General features: G+C 69.7%; 14 protein-coding genes and 1 pseudogene. 6 read left to right on the top strand and 9 right to left on the bottom strand.

The window, feature by feature from the left end; all coding sequences use genetic code 11:
* The 5 genes and pseudogenes from J0695_RS28665 to J0695_RS28645 all read right to left on the bottom strand — a co-directional run.
* Positions 1 to 334 (bottom strand): annotated as a pseudogene (locus J0695_RS28665) (GtrA family protein); the annotation flags it as partial.
* A 99-nt stretch (positions 335 to 433) separates the two neighbouring features.
* Positions 434 to 1,906, bottom strand: coding sequence for an SDR family NAD(P)-dependent oxidoreductase (locus tag J0695_RS28660; protein ID WP_206966811.1), 1,473 nt, complete (start codon positions 1,904 to 1,906; stop codon positions 434 to 436).
* Between the two features lie 128 nt (positions 1,907 to 2,034).
* Positions 2,035 to 4,374 (bottom strand): GH92 family glycosyl hydrolase, encoded by a 2,340-nt coding sequence (locus J0695_RS28655; protein ID WP_206966809.1) that lies wholly within the window; start codon positions 4,372 to 4,374, stop codon positions 2,035 to 2,037.
* 71 nt (positions 4,375 to 4,445) lie between these two features.
* On the bottom strand, positions 4,446 to 7,577 hold the full coding sequence (locus J0695_RS28650; protein ID WP_206966806.1) for a discoidin domain-containing protein: 3,132 nt from the start codon (positions 7,575 to 7,577) through the stop codon (positions 4,446 to 4,448).
* Between the two features lie 142 nt (positions 7,578 to 7,719).
* Entirely contained in the window at positions 7,720 to 10,320 is a 2,601-nt protein-coding gene (locus tag J0695_RS28645) for a PA14 domain-containing protein (RefSeq protein WP_307798797.1), read from the bottom strand.
* 133 nt (positions 10,321 to 10,453) lie between these two features.
* On the opposite strand from J0695_RS28645, the gene J0695_RS28640 reads away from it, so the two are divergent.
* The 5 genes from J0695_RS28640 to J0695_RS28620 all read left to right on the top strand — a co-directional run bounded on the left by J0695_RS28640 (position 10,454) and on the right by J0695_RS28620 (position 16,200).
* Positions 10,454 to 11,467: a LacI family DNA-binding transcriptional regulator gene (locus J0695_RS28640; protein WP_206966803.1), complete on the top strand. Its 1,014-nt coding sequence runs from the start codon at positions 10,454 to 10,456 to the stop codon at positions 11,465 to 11,467.
* A 144-nt stretch (positions 11,468 to 11,611) separates the two neighbouring features.
* A complete protein-coding gene (locus J0695_RS28635) occupies positions 11,612 to 12,706 on the top strand; it encodes an ABC transporter substrate-binding protein (RefSeq protein WP_206966800.1) in 1,095 nt (364 codons plus the stop codon).
* A gap of 11 nt (positions 12,707 to 12,717) precedes the next feature.
* The gene (locus tag J0695_RS28630) at positions 12,718 to 14,229 is read left to right on the top strand and encodes a sugar ABC transporter ATP-binding protein (RefSeq protein WP_206966815.1); all 1,512 of its coding nucleotides are present in this window, start codon (positions 12,718 to 12,720) and stop codon (positions 14,227 to 14,229) included.
* A complete protein-coding gene (locus tag J0695_RS28625; protein WP_206966798.1) occupies positions 14,222 to 15,184 on the top strand; it encodes an ABC transporter permease in 963 nt (320 codons plus the stop codon). Before J0695_RS28630 ends, J0695_RS28625 begins: the two co-directional genes overlap by 8 nt.
* Positions 15,181 to 16,200: an ABC transporter permease gene (locus J0695_RS28620; protein ID WP_206966796.1), complete on the top strand. Its 1,020-nt coding sequence runs from the start codon at positions 15,181 to 15,183 to the stop codon at positions 16,198 to 16,200. Before J0695_RS28625 ends, J0695_RS28620 begins: the two co-directional genes overlap by 4 nt.
* Positions 16,201 to 16,209: 9 nt before the next feature.
* On the opposite strand, the gene glgC is transcribed toward J0695_RS28620, so the two are convergent.
* Positions 16,210 to 17,427 carry a glucose-1-phosphate adenylyltransferase gene (glgC, locus tag J0695_RS28615; RefSeq protein WP_206966794.1) on the bottom strand — a complete coding sequence of 406 codons (1,218 nt, stop codon included), beginning with the start codon at positions 17,425 to 17,427 and terminating at the stop codon, positions 16,210 to 16,212.
* Between the two features lie 29 nt (positions 17,428 to 17,456).
* Complete coding sequence (gene glgA, locus J0695_RS28610; RefSeq protein WP_206966813.1) at positions 17,457 to 18,623, bottom strand: glycogen synthase; 1,167 nt, start codon at positions 18,621 to 18,623, stop codon at positions 17,457 to 17,459.
* A gap of 301 nt (positions 18,624 to 18,924) precedes the next feature.
* On the opposite strand from glgA, the gene J0695_RS28605 reads away from it, so the two are divergent.
* Positions 18,925 to 19,863 carry a DMT family transporter gene (locus J0695_RS28605; protein ID WP_206966792.1) on the top strand — a complete coding sequence of 313 codons (939 nt, stop codon included), beginning with the start codon at positions 18,925 to 18,927 and terminating at the stop codon, positions 19,861 to 19,863.
* Here J0695_RS28605 and J0695_RS28600 read toward each other — a convergent pair.
* Together J0695_RS28600 and J0695_RS28595 are read right to left on the bottom strand one after the other, a co-directional pair.
* Positions 19,833 to 21,029, bottom strand: coding sequence for a transglycosylase family protein (locus tag J0695_RS28600; protein ID WP_206966790.1), 1,197 nt, complete (start codon positions 21,027 to 21,029; stop codon positions 19,833 to 19,835). The genes J0695_RS28605 and J0695_RS28600 overlap by 31 nt on opposite strands.
* A 112-nt stretch (positions 21,030 to 21,141) precedes the next feature.
* On the bottom strand, positions 21,142 to 21,546 hold a 405-nt coding region (locus J0695_RS28595), incomplete at its 5' end, for an ROK family protein (protein WP_206966788.1).

Raw genomic sequence — 21,546 nt, 5'->3', positions numbered from 1 at the left:
CGGGCTCCGGCCGGAGCCCGTGCAGGACGAGCATCGCACCGCTGGTGACCACGTACGCCGCTGCGGCCGTGAAGCCGCACTGAAGGTGGTGACTCCAGCCGCCGCGCCGGGAGTTGAAGGTGAAGCGGCCGTGGAGTCCGGTGGCCAGGACGGTCGAGGCGACGGTGATGACGGCATTCGCGACGATCCACGGAATGACCTGCGCCAGTCCTGCGAGGGCGGCGCCGGAAGCCACGCCGACCCCTCCTCCGCAGAGCACGAAACGCGCGAAGGAGGCGAACGGCCCGGGGCGGAAGGGCAGTTGACGTGCGGAGCGAACGACTGGCTGCGTCATGGGCGTAACCATACGGATGTCTATGACGCTTGTATAGGTCGCCCGTTTAGGACGTTTGTTTATCCACTGATTCTCTGCCGGGGAGCCCGGGCGGGCCCGCTACCACTTACCCGGCGCGTAGTCCTTGAGGAAGATGCCGTAGAGGTCCTCGCCGGACTCGCCGCGTACGACCGGGTCGTAGACGCGGGCCGCGCCGTCGATCAGGTCCAGGGGAGCGTGGAAGCCCTCGTCGGCGAGGCGCAACTTGTCGTAGTGCGGGCGCTCGTCGGTGATCCAGCCGGTGTCGACCGAGGTCATGAGGATGCCGTCGGTGTCGAACATCTCCTGGGCGCTGGTCCGCGTCACCATGTTCATGGCCGCCTTCGCGGCGTTGGTGTTCGGGTGCCCCGCGCCCTTGTAGCCGCGGCCGAAGACCCCCTCCATCGCGGAGACGTTGACGACGTACGCGCGCCCGCTCGACGCCTTCTCCGCGGCCGCGGCCATCACCGGGCGCAGCGCGCTGATCAGGATGAACGGCGAGGTGTAGTTGCAGAGCTGCGTCTCGAGAAGCTCCACCGGGGAGATCTGCTCGATGGTCTGCACCCAGGTGTTGGTGTCGACCACGTCCGGGACCAGGCCGCCGGCGTCGATGGCGCTGCCGTCGCGGTGCCTGGCGACGCTGGCGTTGCCCGCGACCAGGGCCAGATCGGCGACCTTCTGCGCGTCCAGACCGCTGATACCCACGGGAAGTGTGGTCAGCCCGTCGACCGCTCCGGAGTTGAAGGCGCCGATGACGTGATGAGCGGGCAGCTCCCCGGCCGGCAGCGGGGCGCTCTCGCCCTCGACCAGGGCACCGTACGCGGACGGCAGCCGCCGTACGGTCTGCGTCGCGTTGTTGATCAGGATGTCCAGCGGTCCGCGCTCGGCGACCTGCTCGGCCAGGGCGACGGCCTGGGCCGGGTCGCGCAGGTCGATGCCGACGACCTCCAGCCGGTGCATCCAGTCCGCGGAGTCGTCCATGGCCTTGAAGCGGCGGATGGCGTCCTTGGGGAAGCGGGTGGTGATCGTCGTGTGAGCACCGTCACGCAGCAGGCGCAGCGCGATGTACATGCCGATCTTGGCGCGGCCGCCGGTGAGCAGGGCGTGCTTGCCGGTGAGGTCGGTCCGGGCGTCGCGGCGGGAGCGGTTCAGGGCGGCGCAGTCCTGGCAGAGCTGGTGGTAGAACGCGTCGACCTCGACGTAGCGCGCCTTGCACGTGTAGCAGGAGCGGGGCCGCTGGAGGATCCCGGCGATCTCGCCCATGACGGACGACGAGGGGAGGAGGCCCTGCGTCTCGTCGTCGATGCGCTCGGCGGAGCCGGTGGCGGTCGACTCGGTGACGGCCTTGTCGTGGGCGGTTTTGGCGGCGCGGCGGTCCTGACGGCGGCGCTGCTTCACCGTGCGGTAGATGCCCGCGGTGGCGCGGCGGACGAGGATCGCGTCGGGGTGGTCGACATCGAGCTTGTCCAGCTCGTCGAGCACGCTCAGGCAGAGAGCCAGCCGCTCCGGATCGATGCCGGGGCCGAAGTCCTGGCTGTCGTCTGTCACCGTCATCGTGGTTCCTCTGTCATTCATGCCGCATGCCGCTGCAGGCCCAAAACCTCGATTTTACGTAAGCCCATGCCCATACACCAAAACGCCCGCCTCCCCGAGCAGGGAGGCGGGCGTTTTGGTGCCGGGAATCAGCGGATGGCGGGCGGGGCCGCCGAGGCGTCCGTACCCCAGTCCGAGGGCTTGTCGCCCACGGTGAAGGAGAGGGAGCGGCCGGAGCGGATCTCGTCGGTGGTGAGGTACGTCTTGGCGTGAGCCTTGCCGTCCACGCTCGCCGACTGGATGTAGCGGTCGGTGTCCGTGGTGCCCGGGGCGGTGATCGTGAGACTGCCGTGCGGGTAGTAGCGGCGGTCCAGCTTCAGGTCGACGCGCTCGAAGACGGGCGTCGACAGGCCCCAGGTGTCGGTGCCCGGCTGGACCGGGTAGACGCCGATGGAGGACAGGACGTTCCAGGCGGACATGGTGCCCAGGTCGTCATTGCCGGTCATGCCCGTGGGGGCGTCCGTGAAGAGCGTCAGCGCGGCGTGCACCACGTCGGTCGTCTTCCAGGGCTGGCCGGTGGAGAGGTAGGTGTACGGGGCGATCAGGTCGGGCTCGTTCTGCGGGTTGTACTTGTCCGCGTTGTAGTACGCGTACGGGCCGTTCACCCAGACCTCGCGCGCCGTCTTCGCGGGGTCCGCGACGAGCTTGTCGTACGCGAAGAAGGAGTCGAGGCGCTGGTTGGCCGCGTCCTTGCCGCCGATGAGCGAGACCATGCCGGACAGGTCCTGCGGGACCATCCACTGGTACTGCCAGGCGGTGCCCTCGTGGAAGCCCTCGCTCTGCGCCGGGTCCGCGGGTCCGGTGAAGGCGCCCGCCGCGTCACGGGCGCGGAAGAAGCCGGTGGTGGGGTCGAAGATCTTGCGGTAGTTCTGGGCGCGGGCGGCATAGCGCGCCGCGTCGGCCTTGTGACCGAGCTCGCCCGCCATCTGGCCGAGCATGGCGTCGGAGAGCGCGTACTCCAGGGTGGCGGACCCACCGTGGTCGAAGTCCGAGTCACCGGGCTTCACATGGGCGCGGTCCTTGATGTAGGGAGCGTAACCGTCCTTGATGTACTGGACGTTGGCCTCGCGGCCGACCGCCGGGGAGTCCGCGGGCGGGACGCCGTCGGCGTTCTTCTTGAGCGCCCTGTACGCCTCCTCCTCATACCCCTTCAGCAGACCCTGCTGGTAGGCGTTGGTGAGGAAGGGGGTGACCGGGTCGCCGGTCATGATGTTCGTCTCGACCGTGCCGTAGCCCCACTTGGGCAGCCAGCCGCTCTCCTCGTCGATCTTGATGACGGAGATCGCCATGTCGCGCGCCTCGCGCGGGGCGAGGAGCGAGAGGAGCTGGGTCTGGGTGCGGTAGGTGTCCCAGAGCGACCAGTTCTGGTAGTACGCGAATCCCTTGGCGCGGTGGACCTTCTGGTCCCAGCCGGTGTAGCGGCCGTCCACGTCGCTGCCGACGTTGGGCGCGAGGAATGAGCGGTAGAGAGAGGAGTAGAAGGTACGGCGCAGGGTTTCGCTGCCGCCCTTGGCCTGCACCTCGCCGAGGCGGTTCTCCCAGCTCGACTGTGCCGCGCGGTAGGTGCGGTCGAAGCTCTTGCCGCCCTCGGCGCGCAGGTTGCCGGCCGCGCCGCGCGCGTCGACGTAACTGACGGCCGTGGTGGCCTCGACGGTGCGGTCCTTGGAGGTGTCGAAGCGGACCCAGGCGCCGTTGCCGCCGGTCCCCGTGGAGGCCTTGGAGCCCTCGGTGACCTTGCCGTCCTTCCACGTACCGGACGTGGTGAAGGGGCGGTCGAAGTGGGTGACCGTGTAGAGCGTGTACGGCTTGGTGTCCTGGCAGAAGCCGCTGCCGGTGATGGCGGTGCGGATGGTGCGCGAGTCGAGGACCTCGACCGTGGTGGAGACGGTCTTGTGCAGCGACTGGCCCGCGTTCAGCAGGACGTTGGCCTTGTCGGTGGCCGGGAAGGTGTACCGCTGCACGCCGGTGCGCGCGGTTGCGGTGAGCTCGGCGGTGATGCCGGAGCCGAGCACGGCCTTGTAGTAGCCGGGGCTCGCCTTCTCGGTGTCGTGGCTGAAGGTGGCGGCGTACTTGGAGTTGTCGGTCTCCGTGATGTCGCCGGTGGTGGGCAGGGTCGGCAGGTCGCCGCCGAGTCCGCAGCCGACGCCGGAGATATGGATGCTGGAGAAGCCGCGGATATGGGTGTCCGCGTGGTCGTAGCCGGTGTTGTGGCCGGTGTCCGGGGAGAGCTGCACCATGCCGAAGGGCACGGCGGCACCCGGATAGGTGTTGCCCTCGTTCTCCGTGCCGATGAACGGGTTGACCAGGTCGGTCAGTTGCCCGCCGCTGTGCCCGGTGGCCTGGGCCGTGGGTGCGGCGAGGACTCCGCCGAGGAGCGCGACGGCGGCGACAGCCGTCGCCGTGCCGCGCAGCCGTTGGGTCCACTGCATGGGTGAAGACCTCCTGAAGGTCGTTGACATCGTTGTCCGGCAGATCGTGGGGGCGTCGGTTCGTGATGGCGTCAGATGAGGCTGAAGGAGACGACCCGGGCATCACCGGGTCGCCACTGGGGGACGGAGAGCGCCACGTACCGTGCGCTGCCGGCGGTGGTGAGCGTGGAGCGGCGCGAGAGGGTGCCCGCCGATTCGTAACTGCGGCCGTCGCTGCTGAACTCCACCCCGGCGGACGGGACGCGCCCGCCCGTCCACTCCACGCGCGCCCCGGTCAGCGGGCGCACCGCGCCGAGGTCGACGACCATGCGGCCGCCGGGTCCGGGTGTCCAGGAGGTGCGGGTGTCGCCGTCGACCGCTGCCGCCGGGTCGGACATGCCGGCCGGGAGCGGCGTGGTGGGGAAGGTGGTGCGGCCCAGCGCTGCGTCGGTGAGCGGGTGGGGTGTCACTCCGGGGAGCGTCACGTCCTTGGTGCGCCCGGAACGCAGCGTCACACGGGCGGTGCGGCCGTTCGGCGCGGTGACGGTGAGCCGGGAGCTCGGGCCGGTGAGCCGTACGGTGCGCGCGTCGGTGACCTCGGCGCGGATCCCGGCGGGCAGGCGTCCGCCGCCTGTCACGCTCAGCGTGAGCCGGGGCGGGAGCAGCATCGCTTGCACGGCTCCTGCCGTCGCGTGGAACTCGGTGCCCGTCGCGGTGACGGTCTGCTCCCCTTCGTACAGCCGTACCGCCCTGGTGTTCTGCGTGATGCCGACCGTGGTGGTGACCGGCTCGCCGGAGAGGTTGAAGAGGCTGAGGTGGTCCTCCGCCGTGCTCGCGCGCAGCGCCCCGTGGCCGCTGGTGGGTGCGGTACGGGCCGACTCGGCCCGGGTCCTGGCGCCATCGCCGGACGGATATCCCTCGACGAGCAGCGGGGCGGCCGCTCCGTCGGCGAGGACGACGGTGTCGTCGTACACGGCGATCGGGTGCCCGCCCTCGCGTACGACGAGTCCCGCCCTGCCGTCCACGGAGATCCAGCCGCCGGTGCTGGTGAGCCGGGGCTGCGGGTAGCGCACGAGGTCGGTCCAGCTCTGGCCGTCGGCCGAACCCTGGACGGCGTACGCCTTCCCGGCCGCGGACTCCCAGCGCAGGGTGACCCGGTCGAACTGCCGCGGTGCGCCGAGGTCCAGCGTGAGGCTGCTGTCGGCGCGGGTGCGGTCGCCCCGGGAGACCGCCCAGCGGCTCACGGGGTCGCCGTCGATCGCGAGCGGGGCCTCCTTGCCGGTGTCGGCGGACGAGGCGGTCGCGGTGGCGGTGCGCGCCAGGTCGGTGCCGTCCGCGCCGTCGCGTACCTCGAAGGCGTAGAGGGAGTAGCCGTAGGTGGGGGCCGGGGTGACGCCGAGCATCCGGATGTACCGGAACTCGGCGCGCTCCAGGGCCAGTTCGTCGGTCCTGGCGCCGGTCGGGGCGGTGCCGCCGGTGTCCCTGGCGGGCACGGTGGTGGCGCCTTCGGCGGTGGTGTAGGTACGGGACCCGGTGAGGCCGGCGATGCCCGGCATGGTGAGGTTGCGGACCTCGATGCGGCCCTCCCCCGCGCCGGTGCCCGAGGTGGCGTAGACGACCGCGCCCGAGGGCAGGGTGGTCATCCCGGCGTAACCGGTGTCCAGTGCCAGCGCGCTCGCGCTGCCGTCGAAACCGTCGCGCACCACGCTGTAGGTGACGGTGGAACGGGTGGTCACCTTGCCGGTGGCTGCGGGCAGGAACATCGGGGTGTGGCCGCTGAGGGCGAACAGCCAGTCGTCGTGCGCGGGCTGCCAGGCGAACTTGACGAAGCCGGGCTTGGTGACGGTGGCCGCCCAGGCGCCGGGCGACTGGTGGGCGAGGAGGCCGGGGCCGGTACCGAAGTCCTTTGCCCCACTGGCCCGCTCGAAGAGTTCGCGTTCGGTCAGCGGCCGGACCGGGGAGCCCTTGCGGGCCCGCCACTCGTGCAGGAGATAGCTGATGGCGATCTCGGCGCGGGCCTCGGGCTCGTACTTGGGCTCGCCGGAGAACTTCGCCATCCGGTGGACCGGCGGGTACGCCTGATAGGCCTCCAGCCGTTCGGCGAGGGCGACTTCGGCGCGGGCGGCCGACCGGTCGCCGAGCACCTGGGCGAGGAAGGCGAGGGGGATGACGTCCCGGCCGTAGAGGTGCTCACGGTCCTCGACCATGGGCATCAGCGGCTCGCCCGCGTCGCTCATCATCATGAGCAGGGTGTCCCACAGCGGCCCGGCGTTCGGCTGGGAGGTGAGCACCTCGGGGAGCGGGCGGCCCGCGGTGATGAAGTGGGCGGAGTTACGGCCCGAGGTGCGCCAGAGCTCTTCCTGGTAGTGCGGGCCGAAGGACTCGTGGTTCTCGACGATGAAGGTGTCGTACAGGTTCTGCGCGGTGTTGTCGCTGACCGGTACGCCGTCCACCCGTGCCGGGTTGGCGAGGTCCGCGGCCGGGAGTCCGGCCTCGTTGCGGCTCCACCGGCCGAACGCGGCGCGCCAGTCGCCCTGGTCGGCGGTGTCGGGGGCCCAGGCGATGCCGGGGGCGAGGGACTGGGCGTACACGCCCATCTCCTCCAGCTTGGTGTCGCCCTGGAATCCGCCGGTGGTGCCGTGCGGTGTCCAGCCGCCGGACGCGGGGTCGTCGGCGGTACCGAGCGAGGTGGTGTAGCGCGCCTGTTCGACGGCTATGGTCTCGACGTTCTTCTGCGTGGCGGTGTCGAGCTGGTCCCACAGCAGCCGGGCGGCGAGGACGAAGTAGGACTGGAACGTGGTGTCGAAGAAGAGCTTCTTGCCCCATTCCGTGCCGCCGGTGAGGCGGTTGGAGGCGGCGAAGTGCCGGAGCGTGGCGAGCGTGCGGGTGCGCAGGGTCTCCTGGTCGACGCCGGCTGCCCCGGCGTCGTACGTCCCCCGGGTGAGGAGCACCGCGTTGCCGAGGACGACCGCGAAGCCGAAGTCGGTCGCGGTGTAGTGGCCGGCCGCCGCGTTCCACTGGGTCTCGGACCAGCGGGTGTGGTCGAGCAGGACGCGGTAGTAGGTGGCGGCGACTCCGTCCGGCGCGGTCGCGCTGTCGGCAGCCGTACGGGATGCCGCCGCGGCGGTGCCCGCGAGGGCGGCGGGTGCTGCCGCGAGGGCGGCGGAGAGGCCGATGAGCTGCGTGAACCGGCGGCGGCTCAGCTCGGACGAGTGGTGCGACACGCTGGGTCGTTCCCTTCGACTGCGATCTAGACAACGTTGTCAGAATCGCGATCATTGTTGATTCCTGTCGGGCTCGCGTCAAGGGTTGCGACGGGGGCATTCCGGCCCGCCCGGGGAGGGGCGGGCCGGAATACCGTTTCGGTCAGGCCGCCGGGCACCCTGCCGGGGTTGCCTGTGACGCGTCGCTGATCAGGGCGGACTGGGCCGCCTTCATCCGCTGGACATCGGGCTTGACGATCCTCCGGTCGTAGGTCATCAGCCCGTTCAGCTCGCCCTCCACATCCGAGATCTGGGTGTAGACGGCACCGTTGCTGCCCTTGCAGGCCAGTGCGCGGACCTCGTCGAGATGGCGGAGGTAGTCGTCGGTGTAGGTCGCGGGATCGACATCGACGTAACTCTGCTGGACCGCCCAGGCGTGGCCGGGCACCGCGAGGCCGAGTCCGCCGTACTCGCCGCTGACCAGGGCCCGTTCACCGTCCGGCTTCGGCGGCAGCGCCGGACTCGGGTAGCCGTGCTCGTCGATGATGTCGCCGGTGCCTCCGTCGACGCCCAGATTGATGCCCGACATGCTGTTGACCAGCCGGGTCGGGTCCCACGCCTTGGCCTGGTCGGCGATGCGGGCCTCGTCGTACTGCCCCCAGCCCTCGTTGAAGGTCACCCACATGACCACCGACGGGTGGCTGGAGTGCTGGTCGATCATCTGCTTCATCTCGTGCTCGTACTCGGTGCGCGCGGCCGGCGAGGGATTGACCCCGGCGGACATCGCGGGCATGTCCTGCCAGACCATCAGACCCAGCTTGTCGGCCCAGTAGAACCAGCGGTCGGGCTCGACCTTGATGTGCTTGCGCACCGAGTTGAAGCCCATCGCCTTGTGCATCTTCAGGTCGTACGCGAGCGCCTCGTCGGTCGGCGCGGTATGCAGACCGTCCGGCCAGAACCCCTGGTCGAGGGTGGCCATCATGAAGACGGGCTTGCCGTTGAGGACGGTGCGCGGGGTGCCGTTCACCTTCTCGACGGCGATGGACCGCATCCCGAAGTAGCTGCCCACCCGGTCGGATCCGACCGTGACCTTCAGCTGGTAGAGGTGCGGATCGTCGGCGGACCACAGGTGGGGGTTCGGCACGGACAGGCTCAGTGCCCTGCCGGTGCGCCCGGTGACCGTGCCGATCTTGCGCTTGCCGTCGTACGCGGTGGCCGTGACGGGGACTCCGTCACGCACCCCGCGCACCTCGATCGCGACCTTCTTCCCCGGGACGTCCGGGGTGATTTTGAGGTCGGAAGCGTGGTCGGCGGCGACCGGCTCCATCCAGACGGTCTGCCAGATGCCCGAACTGGGCGTGTACCAGATGCCGCTGGGGTCGAGACGCTGCTTGCCCATAGGCGGGTTCTCGCCGTTCGCGGCGTCGGTCGGGTCGTAGACGCCGACGATCAGCTCCTGGGTGCGACCGGGCTTCAGCGCGTCGGTGATGTCGGCGCTGAACTTGTCGTAGCCACCCTTGTGTTCGGTGACCTTGACGCCGTTGACGTACACCTCGGACTGCCAGTCGACCGCGCCGAAGTTCAGCTGGAGGCGCTTGCCGTCGCCGACCTTCCAGCCCTGGGGGACGGTGAAGGTCCTGCGGTACCACATGCGGTCCTCGTGGCGTTCGACGCCGGAGAGCTGGGACTCGACGGGGTACGGGACGAGGATCTTCTCGGCGAGCTGCTTGCCGACCGGGGGCCGCTCCCCCGCCTCGGCGGCCGCGAACTGCCAGGAACCGTTGAGGTTCTGCCAGTTGTCGCGGGTCAGCTGGGGGCGCGGGTACTCGGGCAGGGCGTTCTTCGGCCCGACCTGGTCGGCCCACTTGGTGCGCAGTTCGTAGCGCGAGTGGTTGGGGCCGCTGGACCAGAAGGCGCCGACCGCCTTGCTGTTCTCGCCGGTCAGACCGCCCTTCCCGTCGTAGCGGATGTCGGCGAGACCGGTGGCGTTCCCTGCCTTGTTGCCGACGACCGGCTCCTTGAGAGCGACGGTGAAGCTGCGGGCGTCCTCAGGGTCGGCCTTGATGGCGCCCAGGGGCCACGTCGCGCCGCCGATGACCGCGCTGAGGTGCGAGGTGAGGTCGGCGGGCAGTGCCCCGAGCTTCTGGGCGAAATCGACCTTGAGCGTACGGCCGTCCGCCTGGACGGTGGAGGCGATGGCCCCGTCGTACGCGAAGTCGTCGGGCAGCAGGAAGGCGGACTGCGTGATCGCCTCCTTGGTGCCGCCCGGCTCGGTCCATCTCAGGTGGAGGTTGGAGCCTCCGAAGTGCTCGAAGTACTCGACCTTGATGTCGTAGGCCGTGCCGGCGGTCAACTCGAGCGGCTGGGAGGTCTGTTCCTTGTCCCAGTCGTCGACCCAGTGGTCGATGACGAGCTTTCCGTCGACCCAGACGCGGAAACCGTTGTCTCCGGTCATCGACAACGTTGTCGCGCCGGACTTCTCGGGGACGATTTTCCCGGTCCACCGGATGCTCGCGTCGTCGTTCTGCCCGGTGGCGGACGTGAGGCGGGATTCCAGCGAAGCGAAGTCGATGGAAGGGTCGAAGCCGGTGGCTTTGAGCTGGGCGAAGTCGAAGGCACCGGGTGCGGACTGGGTGTAGTACTCGCCCTTCAGGCCGTGCACGGCGACGGGGTCGTCGGCGGCCGACGCGGCGGGCACGGCGGACAGCCCGGCGACGCCGAGGGCGGCGGCGAGGAGTAGGGCCAGCTTGCTTCTGATGCGCACGGATCCTCCTTGGTGAGGAAGGGTGGCGGCTCGTTGCAACAGTCTGTACAACGTTGGAAGGAACGGCAGTTGGCATGACAGCACGACTCCGGTTCGGCTGTCCAGGTGCATGACAAATCACAGGGGAGAGTCAGTGGGGGTCAGCCTCAAGGACGTCGCCGAGCACGCGGGCGTCTCGATCAAGACCGTCTCGAACGTCGTGAACAACTACCAGCACGTCACTCCGGCCATGCGGACCAAGGTCCAGGCGGCGATCGACGAGCTGGGATACGTACCGAACCTGACCGCCCGCCACCTGCGGAAAGGCCGCACCGGCATCCTCGCGCTCGCCGTCCCCGAGCTCGGCAACCCGTACTTCGCCGAGCTGGCCGGCGCGATCGTCGACGCGGCCGCCGAGCACGACTACACCGTGCTGCTCGACCACACCCGGGGCGAGCGGGCCCGCGAAGTGCTGGTGAGCCAGGGATTCCGGGCCCGGGTGATCGACGGGCTGATCCTCAGCCCGATCGAACTGGAGGCGGACGATCTGCGCAGCCGCGACCACGACGCGCCGCTGGTGCTGCTCGGCGAGCGGGAGTACGACCTGCCCTTCGACCACATCGCCATCGACAACGTCGCCGCCGCACGGCTGGCGGTGCGGCATCTGATCGGGCTCGGCCGCACCAGGATCGCCTACCTCGGCGCCCGTACCGACCGAAGCAACCGCCCCGCCCACCTGCGACTTCGGGGCTGGCGCGAGGAATTGACGGCGGCCGGGCTGCCCGCACCCGACACCCTGGTGGCGCCTACCAGCGGCTGGGACCGGGGGGACGGGGCGGAAGCGATGGCGCGGCTGCTGGAGTCGGGGCAGCGCCCCGACGCGGTCTTCGCGTACAACGACCTGGTCGCGATCGGTGCGATGCGGGTGCTCTCCGAGCGGGGGCTGCGGGTGCCGTGGGACGTGGCGGTGGTGGGCTTCGACGACATCGCAGAGGGGCAGTTCGGGGCGGTGACGCTCACGACGATCTCGCCCGACAAACAGTCGATCGCCCGCCTGGCCGTCGAATCCGTCCTGCACCGTCTGCAGGCCGAAGGACCGCCGGTCGGGCGTGAACTGACCGCCGAATTCAGGCTGCTGGAACGGGAGAGCACACTGGGGCGACGCTGAGCCCTTGTCTGGCTCAACCCTGACGCGGGGGGTTTACAGCGCTCTTCCAACGATGTAAAAAGTGCCCCGGAACGTCGAGTTGACTCAACTTGAGCCCGTCTCCCGTGCGCCTCAGCCACGGGTCAGTGCAGATCTGGGGACGCCATGAAGCCGACCGCTCTTCGCCGACGCACCACGACCAGGACGCTCATTGCCGCAAGCCTTGCCGCCGGCCTCGCGCTGGCGGCAGGCTGCTCCAAGTCCGAGGACTCGGGCTCCAAGAGCCCCACCGCCTCGGACACCGCCGATGCGGGACAGAAGGTCGCCACTCCGGCGGGCGACGCCAAGAGCTGCACCATCGACCAGTTCGGTGGCACCAAGCTCGACATCAAGGGCGCCACGATCGGGTTCTCGCAGTCCGAGAAGGAGGCCAACCCGTTCCGTATCGCCGAGACCGCCTCCATCAAGGCCGAGGCGCAGAAGCGCGGTCTGAAGCTGCTGACCGCCAACGCCCAGTCGCAGTTCTCCAAGCAGATCAGTGACGTCCAGGACCTGATGGCCAAGGGGGCGAACCTGCTGGTCATCGCCCCGCTCAACTCGGACGGCTGGGGGCCCGTGTTCCGCAGCGCCGCCGCCAAGCACATCCCGATCATCACGATCGACCGCAAGATCAACGCCACCGCATGCAAGGACTACGTGAGCTTCATCGGCTCCGACTTCATCTCGCAGGGCAAGCGTGCGGCGGACCAGATGATCACGGCAACCGGCGGAAAGGGCGAGATCGCCATCCTGCTGGGCGCGGCGGGGAACAACGTCACCACCGAGCGCACCAAGGGCTTCAAGGACGAGATAGCCGCGAAGGCGCCCGGCCTGAAGGTCGTCTTCGAGCAGACCGGTGAATTCGCCCGTGAGAAGGGCCAGTCGGTCACCGAGCAGCTCATCCAGTCCAAGCCGGGCATCACCGGGATCTACGCCGAGAACGACGAGATGGGCCTGGGCGCGGTCAACGCGCTGAAGGGCGCGGGCAAGAAGGCCGGCGCCGTCAAGATCGTGACCGTCGACGGCACCCGCAACGCCGTACAGGGCATCGTGGACGGCTGGATCAGCGGCGTCGTCGAGTCCAACCCGCGGTTCGGACCCCTGGCCTTCCAGACCCTCGACGACTTCGCCAAGGGCCAGAAGGTCTCCCAGGACATCGTCATCCAGGACTCCGAGTACTCCAAGGACAACGCCAAGGCCGACCTGGGCAAGGCGTTCTGACCGTGCCGTCCGTGCTGACCGTCTCCGGACTCACCAAGGTCTTCCCCGGCGCCCGCGCGCTCGACGGAGTCGACTTCGCCGCCGAGTCCGGTGAGGTCCATGCCCTGATCGGCGAGAACGGCGCCGGGAAGTCCACGCTCATCAAGGTGCTGACCGGCGTCTACCGACCCGACGAAGGGGAGGTGACGTACCGGGGGAAGCCGGTCCGCTTCGCCACCCCGCTCGACGCCCAGCACGCGGGGATCTCCACCATCTACCAGGAAGTGAATCTGGTCCCGCTGCTGAGCGTGGCCCGCAATCTCTTCCTGGGCCGCGAACCCCGCAACAGGCTCGGCCTGATCGACTTCCGCCGGATGCACCGGGAGGCCGAGGAGGCTCTGCGGGCGCTCGGCGTGCGGGTGGATGTCGGCCGACCACTGCGCTCGCTCGGCATCGGCGCCCAGCAGATGGTGGCGCTCGCCCGCGCGGTCTCGGTCGACGCGCGGGTCGTCATCATGGACGAGCCGACCTCCTCCCTCGAACCGCGGGAGGTGCAGACCCTGTTCGGGGTGATCCGGATGCTGCGCGGGCGCGGCATCGCGGTGATCTACGTCAGTCACCGTCTTGACGAGCTGTACGAGATCTGCGACGCGGTCACCGTGCTGCGCGACGGCAAGGTCGTGCACACGGGCCGTATCGCCGGCCTCGACCGGCTGCGTCTTGTCTCGCTGATGCTCGGCCGCGAGATGAGCGAGGTGCGCAGCGAGGGGGTCACCAAATTCACCGGGGCTCACGGCACAGGTGATGAACCCGTCCTGCAGGCAACGGGTTTGACGGTACGTCACACTCTGCATGATGTGTCGCTCTCGATACGCCCCGGCGAGGTGGTCGGACTCGGCGGGCTGCTCGGCTCCGGCCGCAGCGAGACGGCGAAGGCCATCGCCGGAGCACTGCCGCCCGACGCGGGCCGAGTGGTCGTCGCGGGCGCCGCTGTCCGTACCGGATCGACCCCCGCGGCGATCAGGGCGGGCATCAGTCTGCTGCCCGAGGACCGCAAGGCGGAGGGGATCGTGCCGGGCCTCTCCGTACGGGAGAACATCGCACTGGCCGCACTGCCCGGACTCTCCCGCTTCGGCCTGGTGGACGAGAAACGCATCGACCGGATCGTGGAGACCTTCATGAAACGGCTGCGGATCAAAGCATCCGGTCCGCACCAGAAAGTCGGCGAACTCTCGGGCGGCAATCAGCAGAAGGTGCTGCTCGCCCGCTGGCTGGCGATGCAGCCCAAAGTGCTGCTGCTCGACGAGCCGACCCGGGGCATCGACGTCGGGGCCAAGGCCGAGGTGCAGAGCCTCATCGACGAACTCGCCGAGGACGGTCTCGGCGTACTGCTGATCTCCTCCGACCCCGAGGAGCTGGTCGAGGGCTCGGACCGGGTGGTCGTACTCAAGGACGGCGCGGTGGTCGCGGAACTCACCGGCGACGGTGTCACCGAGGGCGCACTGCTCCGGGCCATCGCCTCGAAGGGCGGGGACGATGACTGACCTGGCACTACGGCGCGAACCCCTCGACAGGGCACGGCTGCTGACGCTCCTTCAGGAGTACGGCGTCTATGCCGGTGTGGCCGTGCTGATCCTGGCCAACATCGCTCTCACCCCCCACTTCCTCTCCACGGAGAACTTCCGCACCCAGGCCGTCCAGGTCGCCCCGGTCCTGATCGTTGCGCTCGGCATGGCCCTCGCCATCGGCAGTGAGGGAGTCGATCTGTCGGTCGGCTCGGTGATGGCGCTCTCCACCTCGCTCGTCTCCCTCTATCTGGGGTACGGGGTGTGGATCGCGCTGATCGTGGCCGTGATCGGCGGCGCCGTGATCGGGGTGGCCAACGGCTCCCTGATCGCCTTCATCGGGGTCCAGCCCATCGTCGCGACCCTGGCGCTGATGGTCGCGGGCCGCGGCATCGCCCTCGTACTGCTCCCCCAGCTCAAGGACATCCGTGATCCGGCCATGGCCTCGCTCGGTTCGGGGGCGCTGTTCGGAATCCCGTATCTGGTCCTGATCGCGGCGGGCCTCGCGCTCGCCGTCGGCTTCACCGTCCGGCGCACCACCTTCGGCAGGCAGCTCCTCGCCATCGGCGACAGCCGGCCGGCCGCCCAGCTGGCGGGTCTTCCCGTACGCAGGGTGCTGATCCTGGTGTACGTCGTCTCCGGTGTCCTGGCCGCCGTCGCGGGCGTCCTCGCATCGGCCAGGCTCCAGGCCAGCGACCCGACCTCGCTCGGCACGCTCATGGAGCTCTCCGCGATCACCGCCGTGGTGGTCGGCGGTACGCCACTGAGCGGCGGCCGGGTCCGGATCGGCGGCACCGTGGCGGGTGCCGTCCTCATCCAACTGCTCACCGCCACACTCATCAAGCACGATCTGCCGCCCTCGTGGACGCAGATCGCCCAGGCCGTGGTGATCGTGCTCGCGGTGTACGCGGCACGGGAACGGGGGAAGCGGTGACCGCCGTGCAGACCGTGGAGAGCGAATCGTCGACGTTCGAGGAGGAGCCGCTGGGCTCCAGCAGGGCCGAGCGGCTGAGCGCGCTCGCGCAGCAGCACGGCGCGCTGGTCACGCTCGTCGTGGCGGTGATCGCCGCCTCGTTGTCTTTCGACACTTTCCTGACCGTCGACAACCTCTCCAACATGGCGGTCTCGTCCGCCTTCCTCGCCGTGGTCGCCCTCGGCATGACCTTCGTCATCATCACCGGCGGAATCGACCTCTCGGTCGGCTCGCTCTTCGCACTGGGCGGCGTGCTCGCCGCCTGGGGCTCGCAGTACGGGACGCTGGTCGCCCTCCTGCTCCCCCTCGCAGTCTGCGGACTGATCGGCCTGGTCAACGGGTTGCTGATCGCACGGGCGCGGCTCGCGCCGTTCATCGTGACGCTCGCCTCGCTGCTCGCCGCGCGCGGCATCCTGCTCGCCGTCACCAACGAGGGCGCGACCACGTATCTGGTCGACGAGAAGTCGTTCTTCGCCCGGCTGGGCCAGGACAAGATCCTGGGCATCGGTGTGCCCGTCTGGATCACCGTCGCGCTCTTCGTCCTGGGCGCGGTGGTACTCAGGCGCACCCGCTTCGGCCAGTACGTGTACGCGGTCGGCGGGAACGAGGACGCGGCGGCGCTGATGGGCGTCCCCGTGGCCCGTACGAAAACATCCGTCTACGCGCTCTCCGGGCTCTGCGCCGGACTGGCCGGCGCCCTCAACGCCGCCTGGCTCGTCTCGGGTGTCACGATTCTGGGCTCCGGCATGGAGCTGGAGGCGATCTCCGCCGTCGTCATCGGCGGCACCCTGCTGTCGGGTGGCTTCGGCTTCATCAGCGGTTCGCTCGTCGGCGTACTGCTCCTGAAGGTCATCCAGAACGTCATCAACCAGATCGGCTCGCTCGACTCCGCCTACCAGCAGGTCGTCAGCGGCGCCTTCCTGGCGGTCGTCGTCATCGCGCAGACCTGGCTGGGGCGCAGGCGCCGGATGCTGTGAGACCGGCCGCTACGAAACCTGCTGGGCTTTGCCGAGCGCGATGACACCGTTCTTGGACACGCTGTAGAGCTCCTCGTCCCGTTCGGGGTTGACGCCGATCGTCGCCCCGGGCGGGACGTCGACGTTCTTGTCGAGGATCGCGCCCCGTACGACCGCACCCCTGCCGACGCGCACCCCGTGGTGCAGTACGGAACCCTGGACGACGGCGCCCTGTTCGACGACGACTCCGGGCGAGAGGACGGATCCTGTGACCTGCCCGCGGATGACGCAGCCCGCGCTGACGATCGACTCGCCCGCGATGCCGCCGGAGACGAACCGGGCCGGGGCCTGCGGTCCCGCGTGGGTGTACATCGGCCAGCGCCTGTTGTAGAGGCTGAACAGCGGCTGCTCGGAGATGAGATCCATATGGGCTTCGTAGTAACTGTCGAGGGATCCCACGTCGCGCCAGTAGCCGTGCTCGCGCGGGGTCTCGCCCGGTACGTGGTTCTCGTCGAAGTCGTAGACCTGTGCCACTCCGCGCTCGGTGAGCATCGGCAGGATGGAACCGCCCATGTCGTGCGCGGAGTTCTCGTCCTCGGCGTCCTGGTGGAGCGCGTCGACGAGGACCTTGGTGGAGAAGAGGTAGTTGCCCATGGAGGCGAACACCTTGTTGCGGTCACCTGGCAGTCCGGGCGGATCGGCCGGCTTCTCCAGGAAGCGCTCGACGCGTGTGCCGTCGGATGCGGGGCTGATGATCCCGAAGGATGACGCTTCGGTACGCGGCACCTTGATGCCGGCGACCGTGACCCCCGCACCGCTCTCGATGTGGCGCTCCAGCATCTGCCGTGCGTCCATGCGGTAGACGTGGTCGGCGCCGAACACCGCGATGTAGTCGGGCTGTTCGTCGTGGACGAGGTTGAGGGACTGGAGGATCGCGTCCGCGCTGCCCAGGTACCAGCGCGGTCCGAGCCGCTGCTGGGCGGGGACCGGGGTGACGTAGTTGCCGAGCAGGCTGGACATCCGCCAGGTGGTGGTCACATGGCGGTCGAGCGAGTGCGATTTGTACTGGGTCAGCACACAGATCCGCAGGATGTCCGCGTTGACGAGGTTCGACAGGACGAAGTCGACGAGCCGGTACGTGCCGCCGAAGGTCACGGCGGGCTTCGCCCGGTCCGCGGTCAGCGGCATCAGCCGCTTCCCCTCTCCTCCCGCCAGTACGATCCCGAGCACCGAAGGTCCACCGCGCATGGCTGCTCCCCCTGCTTGGACTTGCCCTGCTACGACTGCGACTTGCAGATCTCCTCGTACACCTCGAGCGTGCGCCGGGCCACCATGTCCCAGCCGAACTCGCGCACGGCCCGCTCGCGCCCCGCCTCGCCCATGCGCTGGGCCGCGGTCCGGTCGGAGAGCACCCGGTTCAGCGCGTCGGCCAGCCCCGTCTCGAAGGCCTCCGGATCGTCGGCCTCGTACGGTACGAGCAGACCGGTGCGGCCGTCGGAGACGACCTCGGGGATCCCGCCCACCGCCGAGGCGACGACGGCCGTACCGCAGGCCATCGCCTCCAGATTGACGATGCCCAGCGGTTCATAGACCGAGGGGCAGACGAACACCGCTGCCCTGCTGAGGAGTTGGATGATGTCGGGGCGCGGCAGCATCTCGTCGATCCAGTGGACCCCGTCACGGACACGGCCCAGTTCGGCGACGAGCGTACGGAACTCGTGCTCGATCTCCGGGGTGTCGGGGGCGCCGGCGCAGAGCACCAGCTGGGCCGCCGGATCGATCCCGCGTGCGGCGCGCAGGAGATGCGGGACGCCCTTCTGGCGGGTGATGCGGCCGACGAAGAGGACGAAGGGGCGGTCGGGGTCGATGCCGTTGCGGCGCAGTACGTCGACGCCGGGGGCCGGCCGGTAGAGACGCGTGTCGATGCCGTTGTGCACGACCCGCACCCTGGCCGGGTCGAGCTGCGGATAACAGCCGAGGATGTCGGCGCGCATGCCGTGCGAGACGGCGATCACCGCGTCGGCGGACTCGATGGCGGTGCGCTCCGCCCAGCCGGAGAGCGCGTAGCCGCCACCGAGCTGCTCGGCCTTCCAGGGGCGCAGGGGTTCCAGGGAGTGTGCGGTCATCACATGAGGGATGCCATGGAGGAGCTTGGCGAGATGGCCTGCGAGATTGGCATACCAGGTGTGGGAGTGGACCAGTTCGCGGCCTTCGAGGGCGGCCGCGATGGAGAGGTCCACGGAGAAGGTGCGCAGGGCGTCGTTGGCGCCGTCGAGGGACTCGCAGGGCCGGTGGCGTGTCAGGCCGTCGGACGCGCCTTCACCCCAGGAGTGGACCTCGAGGTCGGTCAGGGCGCGTAACTCCCGGGCGAGGAACTCCACATGGACGCCCGCCCCGCCGTAGACGTCCGGCGGGTACTCGCGGGTCAGCAGCCCCACCTTCACGCCCGTCCCCCTGACGTCGCCCGTGACCGACTGTCCTCTGATGGTCACCCACATGCGGCTGCGGGGGAAGACCGCGGGACAGCACGGTCCCTTTTCACTTGAAGGTGTGGTTTTGCCGGGGATACGGCACGTCTGTGCCCCCTGGACCGTTCTCGCAGCGGGGGTCCTGTTCTCCACCTTCCGACCTGGTCGACGTCCGGGAGGACGACTTCAGGAGTACGGCCCTACTACTAGAGCAGTACGACCGATTGCCTGCTCAGGTACGACGACTTCACGCCTGGCACGGGAGATCGTGGAGACCATGAGTGCCCTTGCGTTGTCCGTGCTTCTCTCGCTGGTCTCCGCCGTCGCCTACGCGGCAGCGGCGATCATGCAGGAGCGCGTCGCCGCGTCCGCACCGAGCAGCCAGTACGCCCCGATGGGCCGCGGCGCCTGGTGGGGCGCCATAGCCCTCAGCGGCCTCGGCGCGGCGCTGCATGTCGCGGCACTCGCGTACGGACCACTGAGCCTGGTGCAGCCGCTCGGCGCGCTGACGATCGTCTTCGCGCTGCCGATGGCCGCCCTGGCCGTCGGGCGCAGGGCCGGGTCCACCGCCTGGCGCGGCGCGATCATGGCGACGGTGGGGCTCGCCGGCCTGCTCTCGCTGACCGGCTCCGCCGACTCCGACACGCTCGAGGGCGGCGACCGGATGATGCTGGGGCTGCTGACCGCGGGCGGAGTGGTCGCGCTCTTCCTCGCCTCGCGCCGGATGCACCGCCCGGTCGTGCGGAGCGTGATCCTGGCAGCGGCCGCGGGGGGCGCGTTCGGTGTGGCCTCGGTGTTCACGAAGACCGTGGCCGTGGACTTCACTTCGCACTCCCCCACCGCCGAGTGGCCGAGCCTGCTGGCGATCGCCGGTCTTGCGGCGGCCGGGATGCTGCTCTCCCAGGCCTCGTACCGCGGAGCCGGTCTGGCCGCTCCCCTGTCAACCGTCACAGTGGTCAATCCCGTCCTCGCCGCGGCCATCGGGCTCACGCTCTTCGGGGAGCACTTCCGTTACGGGGCGACCGGCACCGCGCTCGCCCTGGGCTGCGGGGTCGTCGCGGCGGGCGGGCTGATCCTGCTCACCGCCGAGCGGCTGCACACCTCGCCCACCCGCAAGGTCGCCGAGTCGCTCCCGTCGATACCCACGCAGCGCGAGCCGTCCGACGACAGGCCGGAGGGGACCGGTCAGACGGTGACTCCGCCCGCCCTGAGGTAGGCGAGCGGGTCGATGTCGCTGCCGTAGTCAGGACCCGTCCGTACCTCGAAGTGCAGATGCGGGCCGGTGGCATTGCCGGTAGAGCCCGACCTGGCGATCCGCTGGCCCTCGTTGACGTGCTGGCCGTCGCGGACCGTGAGCGCGGAGAGATGGGCGTACTGGCTGTACTTGCCGTCGGCGTGCCGGATGACGATCTGGTACCCGTACGATCCTGCCCAGCCGGCCGAGACCACACGGCCCGCGGCGACGGCCTTCACCGAGGTGCCGGTGGCGACCGGGAAGTCGACACCGGTGTGATAGCCGCTGGCCCAGGATCCGCCCGCCCGGTGGTAGGGGGTGCTGGGGTGCGCGTCGACGGGGGCGGTGAATCCGGCAGCCTTCGGGGACTTCGAGGCTTTCGGCGCCTTCGTCACCTTGGCGGCCTTGGTCGCCTTCGTGACCTTGGTGCCCTTCTTCGGCGTGGCGGAGTCGCTGTGCCCGGACGTCTTCGGCGTCTCATGCGCGCCGAGGCTGAGCCGCTGCCCGGGCAGGATCAGGTCCGGGTCGCCGCCGATGACCTCGCGGTTGGCCGAGTACAGGCGGTGCCAGCCGCCCGTGACGTGCTTCTCGTCCGCGATCCGGGAGAGCGAGTCACCGCTGACGACGGTGTACGACCCGTGGGCGGTCTGCGGCGTGGACGTCTCGCGCGGCTCGGCCGCGGTCGACTGCCGCGTCTCCCGCTTCGTCTCGGGCGGTGTCGTGCGCTTCGTCTCGCGGGTGCTCGCGGTTCTTGTCTCCGGGGCGTCGCCGCCCCGGGTGAGCCCGGCCCGTACCGAACAGACCGGCCAGGCCGTGGGCCCCTGACCCTTGAGCACCTTCTCGGCCACGGCGATCTGCTGGTCCTTGGTCGCCAGGTCGGCACGCGGCGCGTAGGTCGCACCGCCGTACGCCTTCCAGGTGGACTGGCCGAACTGGAGGCCGCCGTAGTACCCGTTACCGGTGTTGATCTTCCAGTTGTTGGTGGACTCGCAGTTCGCGACCTTGTCCCAGACGTCGACGGAGGCCGCTGACGCGGTACCCCCGGTCAGCAGTGGCAGGGCGATCCCGGCACCGCCCGCCGTCACCGTGAGCGAGGCACGGTTGATACGGCTGGGCTGGTACCGGCGGTGACGACCGGATGCGGCCATGGCTCGGTTCCCCCCACTGCTTCACAGGTCGGACACAGCACATACGCGCAAGCGGCAAAAATACGGCTATCGCAGAGACCATGACAAGAGCGCGCACCGAATGGGACCGCGCCTACACCGACCGGCGTTCCACCACCACCCGGCGCCAACTCCCTTCCTGCGGGCCGTCGGCGGAGTCCCCGCCCGCCTCTTCCGCGTCGAGTCGGCGGTGCCTGCCGCCGCGGGCGAAGAAGTCCGCGAGGGGAAGTGTCGCGGCGCCGACGGTGACCGCGTCGGGGCCGAGCCTGCCCAGATCGATGGTGGTGCGCTCGCCGGGATGGCGCAGTGCGTACTCGGAGGCGTAGCGGCGCACCGCGGGGAGCAGCCGGGGGCCGAGGAGCAGGCCGGCCCAGCCGCCCACGAGGATGCGCTCGGGACGGAACAGGTTGACCAGGTCGGCGATGGCCGCCCCGAGGAACTCGGCGGTCTCGTCGAGGAGTTCGAGAGCCGCCGGGTCCGGGGCGGCCATCGCCGTCCT

The organism is Streptomyces beijiangensis (assembly GCF_017315755.1).
Lineage (GTDB): Bacteria > Actinomycetota > Actinomycetes > Streptomycetales > Streptomycetaceae > Streptomyces > Streptomyces beijiangensis.
This window is presented reverse-complemented; position numbering and strand designations above follow the sequence as displayed.

Coding starts and splice junctions, on each gene's coding strand:
- J0695_RS28660 (WP_206966811.1), bottom strand. CDS start 1,906: ATGACGGTGACAGACGACAGCCAGGACTTCGGCCCCGGCATCGATCCG.
- J0695_RS28655 (WP_206966809.1), bottom strand. CDS start 4,374: ATGCAGTGGACCCAACGGCTGCGCGGCACGGCGACGGCTGTCGCCGCC.
- J0695_RS28635 (WP_206966800.1), top strand. CDS start 11,612: ATGAAGCCGACCGCTCTTCGCCGACGCACCACGACCAGGACGCTCATT.
- J0695_RS28625 (WP_206966798.1), top strand. CDS start 14,222: ATGACTGACCTGGCACTACGGCGCGAACCCCTCGACAGGGCACGGCTG.
- glgC (WP_206966794.1), bottom strand. CDS start 17,427: ATGCGCGGTGGACCTTCGGTGCTCGGGATCGTACTGGCGGGAGGAGAG.
- J0695_RS28605 (WP_206966792.1), top strand. CDS start 18,925: ATGAGTGCCCTTGCGTTGTCCGTGCTTCTCTCGCTGGTCTCCGCCGTC.
- J0695_RS28600 (WP_206966790.1), bottom strand. CDS start 21,029: ATGGCCGCATCCGGTCGTCACCGCCGGTACCAGCCCAGCCGTATCAAC.